12 protein-coding genes are annotated in these 17,132 nt (G+C 63.5%); 4 read left to right on the top strand and 8 right to left on the bottom strand.

Going from position 1 to position 17,132, the window contains the following annotated elements; translation table 11 throughout:
- Window positions 1–26: 26 nt before the first annotated feature.
- Window positions 27–308: a bacteriocin gene (locus ACMDCR_RS16145; RefSeq protein ID WP_413993479.1), complete on the bottom strand. Its 282-nt coding sequence runs from the start codon at window positions 306–308 to the stop codon at window positions 27–29.
- Between the two features lie 367 nt (window positions 309–675).
- On the opposite strand from ACMDCR_RS16145, the gene ACMDCR_RS16140 reads away from it, so the two are divergent.
- Both ACMDCR_RS16140 and ACMDCR_RS16135 read left to right on the top strand, forming a co-directional pair.
- On the top strand, window positions 676–1,575 hold the full coding sequence (locus tag ACMDCR_RS16140; protein ID WP_413993478.1) for a sugar kinase: 900 nt from the start codon (window positions 676–678) through the stop codon (window positions 1,573–1,575).
- A 40-nt stretch (window positions 1,576–1,615) separates the two neighbouring features.
- Window positions 1,616–2,152, top strand: a complete 537-nt coding sequence (locus ACMDCR_RS16135; RefSeq protein ID WP_413993477.1) for a DUF1697 domain-containing protein — start codon at window positions 1,616–1,618, stop codon at window positions 2,150–2,152.
- 76 nt (window positions 2,153–2,228) lie between these two features.
- On the opposite strand, the gene ACMDCR_RS16130 is transcribed toward ACMDCR_RS16135, so the two are convergent.
- Window positions 2,229–4,556, bottom strand: a complete 2,328-nt coding sequence (locus ACMDCR_RS16130) for an NADP-dependent malic enzyme (protein ID WP_413993476.1) — start codon at window positions 4,554–4,556, stop codon at window positions 2,229–2,231.
- Between the two features lie 106 nt (window positions 4,557–4,662).
- Window positions 4,663–6,480: an aspartate--tRNA ligase gene (gene aspS, locus ACMDCR_RS16125; RefSeq protein WP_413993641.1), complete on the bottom strand. Its 1,818-nt coding sequence runs from the start codon at window positions 6,478–6,480 to the stop codon at window positions 4,663–4,665.
- Window positions 6,481–6,671: 191 nt separating this feature from the next.
- Here aspS and rnd point away from each other — a divergent pair, with 191 nt between their 5' ends.
- Both rnd and ACMDCR_RS16115 read left to right on the top strand, forming a co-directional pair.
- Window positions 6,672–7,844: a ribonuclease D gene (gene rnd, locus ACMDCR_RS16120; RefSeq protein WP_413993475.1), complete on the top strand. Its 1,173-nt coding sequence runs from the start codon at window positions 6,672–6,674 to the stop codon at window positions 7,842–7,844.
- Window positions 7,845–7,940: 96 nt separating this feature from the next.
- Window positions 7,941–9,194 (top strand): D-amino acid dehydrogenase, encoded by a 1,254-nt coding sequence (locus ACMDCR_RS16115; protein ID WP_413993474.1) that lies wholly within the window; start codon window positions 7,941–7,943, stop codon window positions 9,192–9,194.
- An 821-nt stretch (window positions 9,195–10,015) separates the two neighbouring features.
- Here ACMDCR_RS16115 and ACMDCR_RS16110 read toward each other — a convergent pair.
- From ACMDCR_RS16110 to ACMDCR_RS16090, 5 genes are all read right to left on the bottom strand, one after another.
- Window positions 10,016–11,191, bottom strand: a complete 1,176-nt coding sequence (locus ACMDCR_RS16110) for a lysozyme inhibitor LprI family protein (protein WP_413993473.1) — start codon at window positions 11,189–11,191, stop codon at window positions 10,016–10,018.
- A 221-nt stretch (window positions 11,192–11,412) separates the two neighbouring features.
- Window positions 11,413–13,053, bottom strand: a complete 1,641-nt coding sequence (locus ACMDCR_RS16105) for an exopolyphosphatase (protein WP_413993472.1) — start codon at window positions 13,051–13,053, stop codon at window positions 11,413–11,415.
- The gene (locus ACMDCR_RS16100) at window positions 13,010–15,193 is read right to left on the bottom strand and encodes an RNA degradosome polyphosphate kinase (protein WP_413993471.1); all 2,184 of its coding nucleotides are present in this window, start codon (window positions 15,191–15,193) and stop codon (window positions 13,010–13,012) included. Before ACMDCR_RS16100 ends, ACMDCR_RS16105 begins: the two co-directional genes overlap by 44 nt.
- A 107-nt stretch (window positions 15,194–15,300) precedes the next feature.
- Window positions 15,301–15,990: a hypothetical protein gene (locus tag ACMDCR_RS16095; RefSeq protein ID WP_413993470.1), complete on the bottom strand. Its 690-nt coding sequence runs from the start codon at window positions 15,988–15,990 to the stop codon at window positions 15,301–15,303.
- A complete protein-coding gene (locus tag ACMDCR_RS16090; RefSeq protein ID WP_413993469.1) occupies window positions 15,987–17,105 on the bottom strand; it encodes an AI-2E family transporter in 1,119 nt (372 codons plus the stop codon). The genes ACMDCR_RS16095 and ACMDCR_RS16090 overlap by 4 nt, the downstream gene beginning before the upstream one ends.
- Window positions 17,106–17,132 lie beyond the last annotated feature (27 nt).

Genomic DNA, 17,132 nt, shown 5'->3' with positions numbered 1-17,132 from the left:
AGGTGATGACCTGAAAGCCAATGGCCTCACGGGCACTGCACGCGGCGGTAGCGCACATTGCCATAGTAATCATAGTAACGACGAGTGCAGGCGCGCGGAGTGGTCTCTGCACCGACGATAGCGCCGGCAGCACCGCCGAGCACGCCACCGACAACGGCGCCGCCGGCCGAATGGGTGGCCAGGCCGCCGATGAGAGCACCACCACCGGCACCAATCGCGGCGCCACCGAGCGCACGGTCAGAGCGCGAATATTCCGAGCAGCCAGCGAGCAAAAGCCCTGCAGCTGCGACGACCAAAAGCTTCTTCATGAGAGATCCTCCGTGAACGCCGTTCCGTATTGATCATATACAGATACAACTGAGAGCAAAGCGTAATTCTTACATCATGCACATCATGAACCGGAGATGAATGACGATGTAAGCTTCCACCTCTGCTTTCAATGCAGCCGCATCCAGCCCCGAGCCGGCATGTCTGCCGCCGACTCAACCAATCAGACGAATGATACCGACATACAAACTTCCGTACGGAAAACAAGTTCCGGCGCCATTTTTCCAATTTTGTCGGAAGAATCTCCGCGACGATGCTGCCTTCGCAACTGCGAAATGGCCGCTTGCGCCCGAGGGCCATGACCATTAAGCGGGAATGGTTGTGTGATCTCGTTCGGAGCGACAAGCGATGGAAGCGCTCTTCATCGGCCATGCCTATATCGACGTGACTTTCGTCGCGGATGACATGCCTCAGGGCGACGACAAGTCGGTCGCGAAGGACTATGCGGTTGCCTTCGGCGGCAACGCGACGACGGCGGCCTTCTGCTGCGCCAAGCTCGGCGTGATCCCGGACCTCATCACCACCAATTCCAATGACTGGCTCGGCCGGATGTTCATGGACATGGCCGCCAAATACGGCATCTCCGTTCATCCAAGAAAGGTGAGGCGATCCTCGCTTTCCTTCATCATGCCGAAGGACGGCAAGCGCGCCATCGTGCGTGCGCGCGACGACGAATATCTGCACCCCTACCCGCACCTCAATCTCGGCAATTGCCGGGCGCTGCATCTCGACGGGCATCTTGCCGACGCCGCGCTCTATTATGCCAAGGAGTTCCGCAAGCTCGGCCGACTGGTCTCGCTGGACGGAGGCGGCCTGCGCTCGAACACCGACGAGTTGCTGCATTTCGTCGATGTCGCCGTCGTGGCCGAGCGCCTTTGCGAGCAGATGCACCTCAGCGAGACCGAGATGCTCGACTATCTCAAGAGCAAGGGCTGCAAGATCGGCGGCGTGACTGCCGGCGAGCGCGGCATGCTCTGGTATGACGAGAGCGGCAAGGTGCAGCGCATGCCGGCGCTGAACGTGCCGAAGGCCGCGGTGGTCGACACTAATGGCGCCGGCGACATCTTCCACGGCGCCTACATGTATTCCTATCTGAGCCGCCCGCTTTCTCGCTGGGAGGAGCATTTCCGCTTCGCGCGGGGAGCCTCCACCCACGCGATCCAGTATTTGGGCAACGAGGCCAAACTGCCGACGCGCGCCGATATCGAATCCATCGAGACGCGCTTCCAGCCTGTCCCCGTTGCCTGAGGAAGGGCCAAGCGGGGCCTTCTGATGCTGCCGGAACCTCATGGCCACTTATGTCGCGCTTCTCTACAGCATCGTGCTGACTCCGCAGCGACGGGTCGCCATGAGCGATCTTCGTGCCATGGCGGCGCGGCTCGGTTTTGAGCGGCCGCGCACGCTGGTCTCTACGGGTAATCTCGTCTTCGAGACCGATCAAACGCCGATCGCACAGTTGGAAAACCACCTTGAGGCGGCTTTTGCGACCCAGTTCGGCAAGCCGGTGGATATGCTCGTCCGCGAGGCGACGACGTGGCGCAGGACGGTCGCCGGGAATCCTTTTCCCGTAGAATCCGCACAGGACGGCAGTCTGGTGGCGCTACGCATCATGCGAAGGCCGCTGGACCCGGCTCTCACCGAAAAGCTGGAGCCCTTTCTCGCGCCGCCGGAAAGGCTGGCGATCGTCGCAGGGGATTTGTGGGTGTTTTTCGCGGGGCGTCCGAGCGAGTCGCGCCTGCTCGGCGCCCTCACGACCCGCCGGCTTGGTATCGGCACGCTCCGCAACTGGAACACGGTGCGCGGCCTCGCAGGTCTGCTGGATTGAGACTTTCCCGTGGCTTGCTGCGCGCGGTTTCCGACCGGAGGGGCGGCCGTACACCACCAATACCCCACCTGATTTTTCAGCTCTGCACGGTCTGCGCTTCCACCACCGCCACGGAGGTCATGTTGACCACGCCCCGCACGGTGATGTCGCGGTTGAGGATGTGGGCCGGCTTGGCGGCACCGATCAGGATCGGACCGACAGGCAAGGCGTCCGCCAGCATGCGGGTGAGCTGGAAGCCGATATTGGCTGCATCGAGGTTGGGCATCACCAGCACATTGGCCTCGCCCTGGAGACGGGATGAGCTCAGCTTTAGATCGCGCAGCGTCTCCGACAGGGCCGTATCCGCCTGCATCTCGCCGTCCGCCTCCAGATCCGGCCGCTGCTCGGTGAGCATTTCCAGAGCGCGACGCATCTTGCGGGCGGACTCCGTGTCATAGGTGCCGAAATCCGAATGCGACAGCAGCGCGATCTTGGGATCGATGCCGAAGCGGCGCACATGGTTGGCTGCGAGGATCGCCATTTCGGCGATCTCCTCGGCACAGGGATCGGGCTTGACCTGCGTATCGCAGATGAAATACGCGCCCTTGGCGGTCAGCACCAGCGAGAGCGCAGAATAATCGCGCACGCCCGGCGCCAGGCCGATGATCTGCCGGACATAGCGTAGATGGCGCATATAGGCGCCCTCGAGGCCGCAGATCATCGCATCGGCATCGCCGCGATGGAGGGCGAGCGAAGCGATCACGGAGGTGTTGGAGCGTACGATAGTGCGCGCCGTGTCCGGCGTGACGCCGCCGCGGCCGGCAAGCTGATGGTAGAGCGACCAGTAGTCCTTGTAGCGCGGGTCGTCGGCCGGATCGATGACCTCGAAATCCCGTCCCGGCTTGATGGTGAGGCCGAAGCGCTGGATGCGATTCTCGATCACCGAAGGGCGGCCGATCAGGATGGGCTTGGCAAGCCCCTCTTCCAGCACCACCTGGGCCGCACGCAGCACGCGCTCGTCCTCGCCCTCGGCATAGACGACGCGTTTGGGGTCGGCCTTGGCGGCGGTGAAAAGCGGCTTCATCAGGAAGCCGGAGCGGAAGACGAAGCGCGTCAGGCTCTCGGAATAGGCCTCCAGGTCCGTGATCGGGCGCGTGGCGACACCCGTTTCGTTGGCAGCACGCGCTACGGCAGGGGCGATCCGCAGGATCAGGCGCGGATCGAAGGGCGAGGGAATGAGCGAATCGGCTCCGAAGCGGCGCGTTTCGCCGCCATAAGCGCGGGCAACCACATCGGAAGGCGTCTCGCGGGCCAGCGCAGCGATCGCCTCGACGGCAGCGTGCTTCATCTCCTCGTTGATCGTGGTGGCGCCACAATCGAGCGCCCCTCGGAAGATATAGGGGAAACACAGGACATTGTTGACCTGGTTGGGGAAATCGGAGCGGCCGGTGCAGATCATCGCATCGGGCCGGACCTGCTTGGCGAGTTCCGGCATGATCTCGGGGAAGGGATTGGCAAGCGCCATGATCAGCGGACGTGGGGCCATCCTGGCTACCATCTCCGGCTTCAGCACCCCGCCGGCCGACAGGCCCAGGAAGACATCCGCGCCTTCGATGATCTCCTCGAGCGTGCGGGCCGAAGTGTCCTGCGCATAGGGCTCCTTCCAGGGGTCCATAAGCTCGGTGCGGCCCTTGTAAACAACGCCCTTGATGTCGGAGACGAAGATATTCTCGCGCTTGGCGCCGAGGGAGACCAGGAGATTGAGGCAGGCGAGCGCCGCCGCGCCCGCGCCCGAGGCGACGATCTTCACCTCGGAGATCGATTTGCCGGAAAGCTCGAGCCCGTTGCGCACCGCCGCGCCCACGATTATGGCCGTGCCGTGCTGGTCGTCGTGGAACACCGGGATCGACATGCGCTCGCGCAGGAGCCGCTCGACTTCGAAACATTCCGGCGCCTTGATGTCCTCGAGGTTGATGCCGCCAAAGGTCGGTTCCAGCGCCGCGACCACGGTGACGATCTTGTCGATCTCGTTGGCGTCGATCTCGATGTCGAAGACATCGATGCCGGCAAACTTCTTGAACAGGACGGCCTTGCCCTCCATCACCGGCTTGGACGCCAGCGGACCGATATTGCCAAGGCCGAGCACGGCGGTGCCGTTGGACACCACCGCAACCAGATTGGCGCGGGTGGTGAGAGTGGCGGCTTCGGCCGGGTCGGCATGGATGGCTTCGCAGGCGGCGGCCACGCCCGGCGAATAGGCGAGCGCCAGGTCGCGCTGGTTGCCGAGAGGCTTGGTAGCCTGGATCTCCAGCTTTCCGGGCTTTGGATGGCGGTGGTAGATCAACGCTCCCGAGCGCAAATCGTCGGACATGGTCGAACCGCTGGGCGTTGCGGAAGGCGTTGCGCCGGGCTGGCCATCGGACATGGAGTTCCCCATCCTGTTATGCGGGCGGGCTCCGGCAAGGGAACCCGCTCATCTTCTTATGCTCTTACAGCCGCCGCGGACTGCAGCCCTCCCAGTCGCGCCCGCTTCACTTTTCCTGCACATTCAGACGAATGTGCAATTCGCGCAACTGCTTTGGCGTTGCTTCCGAGGGCGCCCCCATCAGGATGTCCTCGGCCCGCTGGTTCATCGGGAACAAGGCGACCTCGCGCAGGTTCTGCTCGCCGGCCAGCAGCATGACGATGCGGTCGACGCCAGCCGCCATGCCACCATGGGGCGGCGCGCCATACTGGAAGGCACGATACATACCGCCGAAGCGCTCGATCACCGTCTCCTCACCATAACCGGCGATCTCGAAGGCCTTCACCATTGTCTCCGGCTTGTGGTTGCGAATGCCGCCCGAGGCGATCTCGAAGCCGTTGCAGGCGATGTCGTACTGGAACGCCTTGAGCGTAAGCGGATCCTGGTTCTGCAGTGCCTCCAGGCCGCCCTGCGGCATGGAGAAGGGATTGTGCGAGAAATCGACCTTCTTCTCGTCCTCGTTCCACTCATACATCGGGAAGTCGACGATCCAGGCGAGCTCGATGCGGCTTTCGTCGACGAGCTTCAAGTCCGTGCCGACCTTGGTGCGCGCCATGCCCGCGAACTTGTAGAACTTGTCGGGATCGCCCGCCACGAAGAAGGCGGCGTCGCCGGCGTTCAGCCCGAGCTGCAGACGGATCGCCTCAGCCCGTTCCGGGCCGATGTTGTTGGCGATCGGGCCCCGCGCGCCGACACCGGTCGCGCCGGGCGTGGCCTGCTGGGTCGTCTCGTCCGCCGCCTTGTCGAAGAACAGGATATAGCCGAGTCCCGGCTGCCCCTCGCTCTGGGCCCAGGAATTCATGCGGTCGGCGAAGGTGCGCTGGCCGCCGCCAGGTCCCGGTATGGCCCAGACCTGGTTGGCGGGATCTTCCAGCAGGCGCGCGAAGACCTTGAAGCCCGAGCCGCGATAGTGTTCCGAGACGTCCTGCATCACCAGCGGGTTGCGCAGGTCCGGCTTGTCGGAGCCATATTTGCTGATAGCCTCGGCATAGGGAATGCGCGGCCAACCCTTCGTGACCGTCTTGCCCTTGCCGAACTCCTCGAAGATGCCGGTGATAATGGGCTCGATGGTATCGAACACGTCTTCCTGCGTGACGAAGCTCATTTCGAGGTCGAGCTGGTAGAACTCCCCCGGCAGGCGATCGGCGCGTGGGTCCTCGTCGCGAAAGCACGGCGCGATCTGGAAATAGCGGTCGAAGCCGGCCATCATCAGGAGCTGCTTGTATTGCTGCGGCGCCTGCGGCAGGGCGTAGAACTTGCCGGGATGGATGCGCGAGGGCACCAGGAAGTCGCGCGCGCCTTCCGGCGAGGAGGCGGTAAGGATCGGCGTCTGGAACTCGTTGAAGCCTGCAGTCTGCATGCGCTGGCGCATCGAGTTGATGACCCTGCCACGCAGCATGATGTTGTTGTGGATGCGCTCGCGGCGCAGATCGAGGAAGCGATATTTGAGGCGCGTCTCCTCCGGATAATCCTGCTCGCCGAACACCGGCAGCGGCAGCTCCGCCGCCTGTCCAAGCACCTCGATCTCCTTGACATAGACCTCCACGAGACCCGTCGGCATTTCCGGATTCTCGGTGCCTTCCGGGCGCTTGCGGGCGGCGCCGTCAATGCGCACCACCCATTCTGAGCGCAGCGTCTCAGCGATCTTGAAAGCCGGAGAATCGGGATCGACCACACATTGCGTCAGGCCGTAATGGTCGCGCAAATCGATGAAGAGCAGGCCACCGTGGTCACGGATACGATGGCACCAGCCGGAGAGCCTCACATCCTGCCCGACATGGTCGGGGCGAAGATCAGCGCAGGTGTGGGAGCGGTAACGGTGCATCGAAGTGTCTTTCCGGGTCATGTTTCCGGCCATAGACCCCAACGCCCCCATCACAGTCAAGGCTCGCTGAAGAATTCGCGACCGCCGGCAAGACACGCGGTGTGAAATTCCCGAGCATACGCCTTGTTATCAAGGGGTTGTGTGCGCCCCCAACCTTGCGTTGGCGCTTGCGCTGGTCGATAAGCATGATTATGCCACAATCTTCATCAGCGCCTGTTCCAATCCTGACCACAACCGAAGCGTTGGCTGCGGCCTGCAGCCGATTTGCCGCGCATGACTTCGTGACCGTCGACACCGAATTCCTGCGCGAGACGACGTTCTGGCCGAAACTCTGCGTCGTGCAGGTGGCCAGCCGCGAGGAGGCCGTCGTGATCGACGCGCTGGCAGAGGGTCTCGACCTTGCTCCTCTCTTCGACCTCCTGCGCAACGAGAAGGTGCTGAAGGTCTTTCACGCCGCCCGTCAGGACATCGAGATCGTCTGGCACCTCGCCGCCTTCATACCCGCCCCGATCTTCGATACGCAGGTTGCCGCCATGGTCCTCGGCTATGGCGATTCCATCGCCTATGACCAGCTGGTGCAGCGTGTCACCAACACCCATATCGACAAGTCCTCCCGCTTCACGGACTGGTCGAAGCGCCCCCTCACCCCGGCACAGGTAAGCTATGCCGTCTCGGACGTGACGCATCTGCGCGACGTCTATCTCAAGCTCGCGGGCCAGTTGGAGAAGCGCAAGCGCACGCACTGGGTGCTCGACGAGATGTCGGTGCTGACCTCGCCCGACACCTACCGCCAGGCGCCCGAGGATGCGTGGCGCCGTGTCGGCGGGCGGGTGCGCAAGCCGCGCGACCTGGCGGTGCTGGTCGAGGCGGCGGCCTGGCGCGAACGGGAGGCGCAGCTCAAGAACGTGCCGCGCTCGCGCGTTCTCAAGGACGACGCGCTCACCGAAGTTGCCGTCCAGGCGCCCGACACGCCCGAGAAGCTAGCCTCCATCCGCATGATCCCCAAGGGCTGGGAGCGTTCGCGCCCCGGCCTCGACCTGATAGACGCGGTCAAGGCCGGCCTGGCGCGCGATCCATCCAGCCTGCCGCGCATCGCCCCTCCCCGTGTCGCCAGCAACGGCGCCAGCGCCACGGTCGAACTCCTCAAGGTGTTGCTCAAGATGGTGGCGGAGAGCCAGGGCGTCGCCGCCAAGGTGATCGCCACCACCGACGATCTCGACCTCATCGCCGACAACGATGAAGCCGATGTCGCCGCGCTTCATGGCTGGCGCCGCGAGCTCTTCGGCGAAAAGGCTTTGGCCCTCAAAAAGGGCAAGCTGGCTCTCGCAATTGAAAAGGGCAAGGTGACGACGATCAGCCGATAGCGGCAAGCCATCGGCCTGTGATACCGATAAATGCAATGCTGCGGCGCAACAGATTCGCCGGCATCAAGGTCGTGCAGGCAAGGATTTGAGGTCTTCATGAAGGTCGCGGTACTCGGCAGCGGCGTAATCGGGGTCACCTCCGCCTATTATCTCGCCAAGGCCGGACATGAGGTGGTGGTCTATGATCGCCAGAGCGGCCCTGCCCTCGAAACCAGCTTCGCCAATGCAGGCGAGGTCTCGCCAGGCTACGCCTCGCCCTGGGCGGCGCCAGGCATTCCGCAAAAGGCGATCCGCTGGCTGCTGATGAAGCACGCCCCGCTGATCCTGCGCCCCAAGCCCGATGCGGCCATGGTCGCCTGGGTCTGGCGCATGCTGCTCAATTGCACGGCCGAGCGTTATGCCGTGAACAAGCGCCGCATGGTGCGCCTTGCCGAATATAGCCGCGATAAGCTCATCGAGCTGCGCGCCGCCACGGGCATCCATTACGACGAGCGCATGCAGGGCACGCTGCAGCTCTTCCGCACACAGAAGCAGCTTGACGGTATCAGCAAGGATGTCGAAGTGCTCAAGCGCGACGGCGTGCTCTTCGAGGTGCTCGATCCGGAGGGCTGCGTCGCCGCCGAGCCTGCTCTTGCCAAGGTGCGGGAGTTGATCCGCGGCGGCCTGCGCCTGCCCAATGACGAGACCGGCGACTGCTACAAGTTCACCGTCGCCCTCACCGATCTCGCGAGGGAACTCGGCGTCGAGTTCAAATATGATACTCAGGTTCAGCAGTTGCGCTTCACGCCGGACCGCATCGAAGGGGTGCAGACAGCCAGCGGCCTCGAGACGGCCGATATCTATATCGCCGCCTTCGGCAGCTACACTCCGGCTTTCGTGAAGCCGCTCGGCCTGCAGGTGCCGGTTTATCCGGTGAAGGGCTATTCGCTGACCATCCCGATCGTGGACGAAAGCCGGGCGCCGGTCTCCACTATCATGGACGAGACCTACAAGATCGCGATCACACGCCTGGGTAACCGCATCCGCGTCGGCGGCATGGCGGAGATCTCCGGCTTCAGCAAGGATCTGCCACCGCCGCGCCGCGATACGCTGACCCAGTCGGTGACCGATCTCTTCGGCGGCGCCGGCAATCTGGAAGCCGCCACCTTCTGGTCAGGCCTGCGCCCGATGACCCCGGACGGCACGCCGGTCATCGGCAACACCCGCTACAAGAACCTCCTGCTCAACACCGGCCACGGCACGCTGGGCTGGACCATGGCCTGCGGTTCGGCCCAGGTGATCGCGGACACCGTCAGCGGCAGGACGCCGGATATCGAGGTCGGCGACTTGGCGCTAAGCCGGTATGGGTGAGGCCTGAAGCGGTAGCAGGCGCTGGCTGGGACCGCTCCGGATATTATTATTAGAATTATTCTAATTTTCTGCCTGCGCGACGGAATACGCGCCGCCATAGCTCGCGCCTCGGTCACAGTCACAAGCCGGAGCTGGAGCTCTTGTCTCCTCCCGCACAAGCGCTCTCGTTCCCACGCCCTGTCCGGCTGGGTTGATGAGGAGACCGGGCGATGGCGGCTGCGGGGCAGCCGTGAAAGCAGGATCATGGAAGATGGCAGGCCGCCTTGTCGGTGCCAGACGCCATCGCCCCGTTCCGGCGGCCGGGCACGCTGACAAAGCATGCAAGGCCACTTGTTTTTCCGCCTTCTGAAGGCGGAGGCGAGCCGGGAGCGGATGGCACGGACCATCCGAACCTGAGCCAGCCGGCTCGGCAAAGGGGCTGAGCGCTGCAGTCCTGGCCGGACGGTGGCATCAGCCGTCTTCACCGCATCGGCGGGAGGTGGGGACGAAGGCGTTGCCGGGCTCAAGCCCTTCACGCTCCGTCCGGGGATTGCGTGGTCTTTCCATCGCCTGGCACTTCCATGGGGTGCCGATCCCTCTGTCCCGCTCGTCACCCCTGGAGGCCAGCTTCGAAGGAAGCATGGCCGCCGCGCGCCAATCACTTGGATTGGCTGTCGGGGTGGATGGAGGCGTTCGCGGCCGGGTTGTTCCTGCGCCGGCCGCTGACGCCTCATTCCGTTACGGAATAAAGCACTGGAACAAACGAAAGTCAAGATACGTTCTTCTTTCTCCCCAGTACTTCAACGAGTATGACGCTTCGGCGGAGGCGCTCGCGCGCCCGACTATCCGCCCCCCTCGGGATCCTCGACCCAACCTGTCCAGTCATCAAGATAGCTGGCGACGATACCGACAGATGCCTTGGCGGCAGCGTCCCTGGAAAAGCCGCGCTTGTCGACCAGCCACTGCGCCGTCTGCGCCTCGGCCCGTGGGATGGCTGCCAGCAGGCGCGTGCGATCGCTCTTCGACCAGACCTTGGCATCCTTCCATTTGTTTATGCGCGCGATGACTTTTTTGAGCTTATCGGGCCCGTTCGCCGCGAAATCCTGCGGTTGAATCGACATGTGAAGTTCGTTGGTAGCGATGGCCGCGTAATGTCCGTGGACCATGGAGCCTGCGTCGGAACCAAGGACCTGCTGCGGCGTGGAAAAGGCATCGCTGATAGTCTTCCATGCCGGCTGGGTGAACAGCTCGTCGCGCGGCGAACAATAAGGCGCGCCCGAATCCATCGACGAGCCCCAAAGTTCGCCAAAGGCCTCATAGGCAAGGTCAGGATGCTGCTTGAACAGAAAACTCTGCGGGCAATCCATCACCATTGTATCGCGGCTGTTCTGGATAAGGAGCCGCAACAGCATGAGAAGCCCGGCATCCTTGTGCGGATCATCCTTGTCGGTGAGCAGTTCCTGGCCGGTCTGGAGGCTGGCCACGGCCCGATCGAGCGCCCTGTCTCCCTCCTCCCTGGTCACTCCGCTGGCCGGCTCGAAACGTGCGAGATAGGCAAGCCAGCCGGCGGCCCGGCCGTCGTCTCCCAGGGTGCGGAGCTTATCGGCAGCGCCCTTGGGATCGCTTGGGATGGAGGCGACGATCATGTCGAAGGCGAGATTCTTGCTTTCGTCTCCGAGGGACGCAATGCGCGCCGCCATCTGCTTGCCGAGGCAGGCTTGGGCCTCGTCGGCCGCCTTGTAGACTTCGCAACTGCTGCGTCCCTTCAGCCACGCCCGTTGCTCGTCCTTGATGGTCTCCGCCGTATCGGCCTGCGCACCGGATATCAGTTTCCCGTAAAGCTGGGCGATGTTTCGATCTGCCTCAGCGAGCTGCGGATTGCCACAGATCCACTTTTCGACGGATGTCGCAGCCTTCGCACAGTCGAAGGAAGCTTGCGGCAGGGAATCGCCTGCCTTGGCTGCACTCAAGCCAATTGCCAGAAAAACACCAGCCAGGACAACAACTGCCTTCATCATATCGCCGCTCCGAAGGAGACTTCGACAGTCTTGATCACTGCCCTTTTCATCGCCGCCTAAAGGAAGGATTTCGCAAATAGGGCAAGCGCAGTCTGTGCCGTTCATCACCTCCATGAGAATAACGAGCCGGAAAGGCGATCGATACTCTGCGGTCGCGCGGCCAACGGCGTGAACCGTGACACCCGGCGGCCCAAATCTGCGGAAAGCCTGCAGTCCTGAGATTATTCCGCCGCCGCGACTTCCACCGGATCGATGATCCGGATCAGGGGCTCTCGGCCAATCAAGCGGCCGAGCGCTCTCATGCGGGTGGCGAGGCGTTCGCCAGCCAGGCCTTCCAGATCGCGCGGCACGTCGAGCAGCAGCTTGCCGTGGCTGACATGGAGCGGCGCGCGCGGGAGCACGCCAGGCATCGAGGCCGTCAGGATGTAGGCCACCCGCATCAGTCCACCGAGGATGCGAGCCCGGTCGAGGATCCGGGTCGTCGCGATCTCGCGGATGCGCGCAGAAAGCTGCTCGTCGTTCAGGCCGACATGGCGGAAGAAATTCGCCACCGCCATATAGGCGCGGCCGCGATGGTCGATGCCGACAAAGGCCGCGTTGGCGATGATGTTGAGGCTCTGCTCCCCGCGGTAGTCGGGATGGGCACGCCAGCCGATATCCGCCACCAGGCAGGCGGCGTGGCGCTGGCGGCGTTCGTCGGCCGTCTCATCGATATTCGTCGAGGACATGAAGCGATCGCCCCAGCGCAGCAGTTCCTCCCCGTGCTGGGGCGAGCGAGAGCGCAGGATGTTGAGTTCCCGCGCCGCAGAGATCAGCGGATCGAGCTTGCGATCTTCCTCGCTGAGCAGGGTGTAGAGCAATCCCTCGCGTACGCCGAGCGCGGAAATCACAACATCCTTCGGCTTGCCGATCTTGATGATCTCGGCGAGCAGCGCAGCACCGTAGGCCAGCAGCGGCAGGCGACCGACAGAGACGGTCTCGTTGCCGATCAGCGTGGTGTTATCGACCCGCATGATCAGCTTGCAGAAGTCGAGCATCTCCTTCGCCGGCACGCTATAACCGTGCATGATGTGCAAGGGATAACCCATCTGTATCATGTGCAGCTTGGCTAGCGAACGCCACGTGCCGCCCACGGCATAGAAGGTGCGCTCCCTGAGGCCGCGCAAAGGCTCGGCCTTTTCGAGCTTCTCCTGCGCGATCCTGGCGGCCCTGCGGATGTTCTGGCCGGACGCGTCCTGCAAAGCGAGACCGCCCAGTGGCGTCGTCATGCCCGCACCGGCGCGATGGCCATGCACGTCGATCAGTTCGAGCGAGCCACCACCCATATCGCCAACCACGCCGTCAGGCATGTGGAAGCCGGAGATGACGCCGAAGGCTGATAGCCGCGCCTCACGCTTGCCCGACAACAGCTCGATCGGCGCGCGGCAGATCTCGCTCGCCTTGGCGATGAATTCCTCGCCGTCATCGGCATCGCGGGCCGCCGCAGTCGCCAGGACATAGAGATCCTTCACACCCATGGTGTCGCAGAGTGCCCTGAAGCGTACCAGCGCCGCATAGGCCTTGGCGACGGCAGCCGGATCGAGGCGCTTCGTCATCATGATGCCCCGCCCGAGGCCTGCCAGGACCTTCTCGTTGAAGATCGCGGTCGGGCTGCGTGTCAGCCCCTCATAGACGACGAGGCGTACCGAGTTCGACCCAATGTCGATGGTGGCGATCGGCGGTCCCTGGCAGATGCGTCCCTGGGCAAACCCGGGCTGGCCGGGCTTCGGAACAGAAGGTCCCGAAGGTTGCGTCCGGATTATCGCAGGGGCTGGCATTTCAGCGACGACGGCTGAGGAGAGTTCGGGGAGAATTGTGTTCAAGAGATTTGCCTCGTCCCGATAGGCTGGGATTTGTCATGAAATATTTATGGGCGTTGAACGGCTCTTCATCCGGTAACGCAACGATGCGCTCCGCGGACCCGTCGGGCAAGATGCGCCAACTTTGCTGGTTGTCGATAAGATTGGCGATCATGATCTGATCGAGAACCTGTTCGTGTACGGTCGGATTCAGAATGGGGCAGAGCGCCTCGACACGGCGGTCCAGATTGCGCTCCATCATGTCGGCGGAGGAGATATAGATCACCGCCTTCTGGTGTGGCAGGCCGTGACCGCCACCGAAGGCATAGATGCGGCCATGTTCCAGGAAACGGCCAACGATCGACTTGACCCGAATATTGTCGGAAAGGCCAGGAACCCCGGGCCTCAGGCAACAGATACCACGCACCACCAGATCGACCTGCACGCCGGCCTGGCTCGCTGCATAGAACGCGTCGACGATCATCGGATCGACGAGCGCGTTGCATTTGAACCAGATAGCGGCCGGCCGACCGGCCTTGGCATGTTCGATCTCGGCGGCGATGTGGTCGAGGATCCGCTGCTTCAGCGAAACAGGTGACACCGCCATGCGCTCCAGCGCCGCCGGCTCCGCATAACCGGTGATGAAGTTGAAGATGCGCGAGACATCACGCGCGATCACCGGATCGGCGGTGAAGAAGGAGAGGTCCGTATAGATGCGCGCCGTGATCGGGTGATAATTGCCGGTGCCGACATGGCAATAGGAGACGAGCTGGCCCATCTCGCGCCGCACCACCAGCGAGAGCTTGGCGTGGGTCTTCAGCTCGATGAAGCCGAAGACCACCTGCACGCCGGCCCGTTCAAGGTCGCGCGCCCAGCGGATATTGGCCTCCTCGTCGAAGCGCGCCTTGAGCTCCACCAGAGCGGTGACCGATTTGCCGGCTTCGGCCGCCTCCGCCAGCGCCTTGACGATCGGGCTGTTGGACGAGGTTCGGTAAAGCGTCTGCTTGATGGCGACGACATTCGGATCACGCGCCGCCTGGTTGAGGAAGGCCACCACAACGTCGAAGGATTCGTAGGGGTGATGCACCACGATGTCCTTCTGCCGGATGGCGGCGAAGGCGTCGGAACCGTGGTCGCGGATGCGCTCGGGCGAGCGCGGGGTATAGGGCTTGAACTTCAGATCGGGCCGGTCCAGCGCCACCAACTGCGAAAGCTCGTTGAGCGCCAGCATGCCTTCGACCTTGAAGACGGCATCGTCGGCAACGTCCAGCTCCTCGGTGACGAACTGGCGGATGCCCTCTGCCATGCTCGACTCGATCTCGAGGCGGATCACCACGCCGCGCCGGCGCTGCTTCAAGGCCGTCTCGAACAGAAGCACGAGGTCTTCGGCCTCTTCCTCGACTTCAAGGTCGGAGTCGCGGACGACGCGGAACGACCCTTGCGCCTTTACGGTGTAGCCAGGAAACAGCTTGCCGATGAACAGCACGGCGAGATTTTCCAGGGTGATGTAGCGCGCGGCCCCGGTCTCGGCAAAATCCGGCAAGCGGATGAAGCGCTCCACCTTGTTGGGCGCACGGATGAGGGCGTTCAGTGCGCGGCCGTCGCTCACACGCTTGAGCTGCAGGGCGATGGTAAAGCCAAGATTGGGAATGAAGGGGAACGGGTGCGCCGGATCGACCGCCAGCGGAGTGAGGATCGGGAAGATATAGCTGAGGAAATAGTCGTCGAGCCAGGTGCGCTCGGCCTTCGACAGGTCCTTCGGCTCGGTGATCACGATACCTTCGAGCAGGAGATCGTCGCGCAGCTCGGTCCAGCGCTTCTGCTGGTCGGAAGCCAGCCGCGAGACGCCCTCGCCGATCTTCACGAGTTGCTCGGCAGGCGACAGCCCGTCAGGGCTGCGGGCGGTGACGCCCTCGCGCACCTGGCCGATCAGGCCTGCGACGCGCACCATGAAGAATTCGTCGAGATTGTTGGCCGAGATCGACAGGAAGCGCAGCTGCTCCAGCAGCGGATGACTCTTGTTGGACGCCTCCTCGAGCACCCGGCGGTTGAATTGCAGCCAGGAGAGCTCGCGATTGATGAAGCGATCCGGGCTGGTCCGCAGCGTGATGGCGTTCTCGATCGCTACCTCGCGTTGCTCATCCTGCGTCTCCTCGGTCCGCATCGCACTTTCCTCTGCCGATTCTGTCTGGCTGATCATCGCCCGCGCCGTTCGCTCTCGCTCTACGCCGCCTTTATGACAGTTCTGTCACAAATGGGACGGCCAAAGAGTCACTCGTTTTCATCTGGTTGTGCAAGAACTTCCTTGAGAAGTTCACCGGCCAGTGCCCTCGTGATGCGTCTCCCTCGCGACAGACCTTCCCGGTCGAGCACGGCCACGACCTGGCGAGCCGCATCGAAGGAGCGCTCGATACGCTTGACCAGGAAATCGACCACGCTGGTGTCGACCACGAGCTGGCGATCGAGGAACAGCTTCACCAGCAGCATGCGGAAGAGATCGTCATCCGGTGTGTCGATGGTGAGCACCGTCATGGCGCGCAGGCGCGAGATGAGATCGGGCAGGCTGAGGCCCCAGCGATCGGGCGCTTCATGCGCCGTGATCAGCAAGGAGGCCCCTGCCTCGCCCACGAGGTTGAGCAGATGGAAGAGCGCCGTCTCGTCGATGCCGGCCCGCGCATCCTCCAGCACGATGGCCCCCCGCGCCACCAGTTCCGGCACGGCCCCGTCGCCGAGGAGCCCGGCCGGCACGATAATGGCCTTGGCAGCTTCCGACCAGATCGCAGCGAGATGGCTCTTGCCGGAGCCAGTCGGCCCGATCAGCAGCGCGCGCCTGGCCGGCCAGTCGGGCCAGCGCTCGATGAAGGCGTAGGCGCCTTCGTTGGAAGGCGAAACGAGGAAATCCTCGCGGCTGAACGAGGTCAGCGGCGGCAGGTCCAGCGCCAATTGCCGAGGAAGGGTCATCGCGAAGTGTCCGGCGGCGTCGGCGGGGCGACATGTCCAGCAGAGATATGGCCGGTATAATAGGAGCTGGCGAGGTAGCGGCCAAGCGCGAAGCGCACGAGCACGCCGATGGCGGCGGCGACCGGCACCGCCACGAGCAGCCCAATGAACCCGAACAGGCTGCCGGCCGCGAGCAGCGAAAACATCAGCCAGACCGGATGCAGCCCGACCGACCCACCCACCAGCCTCGGCGAGAGCACATAGCCTTCCAATACCTGGCCGAGGCCGAAGATGATGGCGACATAGACGGGCAGATGCCAGTCCGGCCAGACCTGCACCACCGCCACCGCCACCGTGACGACGAAGCCGAGGATCGAGCCGACATAGGGAATGAAGGAGGCAAGCCCGGTGCACAGGCCGATGAGGAAGCCGAAGCTGACGCCGGCGAACGTCAGGCAGGAACCGTAGAACAGGCCGAGCAGCACGCAGACCGTGGCCTGCCCGCGCACGAAGCCAGCGATCGCGCGGTCGACATCACGGAAGATGCCCCGTATCGGCTCGGCGTGGTCGCGCGGCAGCCAGCTGTCGACCCGCGCGATCATGCTGTCCCAGTCGAGCAGGATGTAGAAAGCCACCACCGGGGTGACGATCAGCGCGCTGACCACCCCGATCACGGCCTGCCCGCCCGACCAGATCGAGGAAAGGATTGAGGAGAGGAAGGTGCCGAACAGAGCGGCTCCCTGCCCGACATAGTCGCCGAGAGACTTCTGGATATTCTGGATGCGATCGCCCACCAGGCTGCCGAGCCAGCCCTGGTTGAGCTGGGCCAGGATACGCTGAAGGGAAGCGACATAGCTCGGCAGGCGCTCGCGCAGGCCATTGAACTGGTCGCCCAGCACCGGCACCAGCAGCAGGATGGCCAGGACGAGGATGAAGATGAAGCAGAGCAGGATCACGGAAGCCGCCGCCCAGCGGGGCAGGCCAAGCCGCTCCAGCCTGTCGGCGATGGGATCGAGGAAATAGGCGATCGCGAGCCCGCCTACGAAGGGGAACAGCATGCCCTGCAGCAGCCAGACCAGCGCGATGAACAGCGCCAGCGCACCCAGCCAGAAATAGACCTGCCGTTGAAAGCTCATACCCACACTCCCAGAACCTTCAACTCG

The sequence above is a fragment of the Labrys okinawensis genome (assembly GCF_047345005.1).
In the GTDB taxonomy this organism is placed as follows: Bacteria; Pseudomonadota; Alphaproteobacteria; order Rhizobiales; family Labraceae; genus Labrys; species Labrys okinawensis.
The sequence above is the reverse complement of the archived record's forward strand: the minus strand, read 5'-3'. Positions and strand labels throughout refer to the sequence as shown.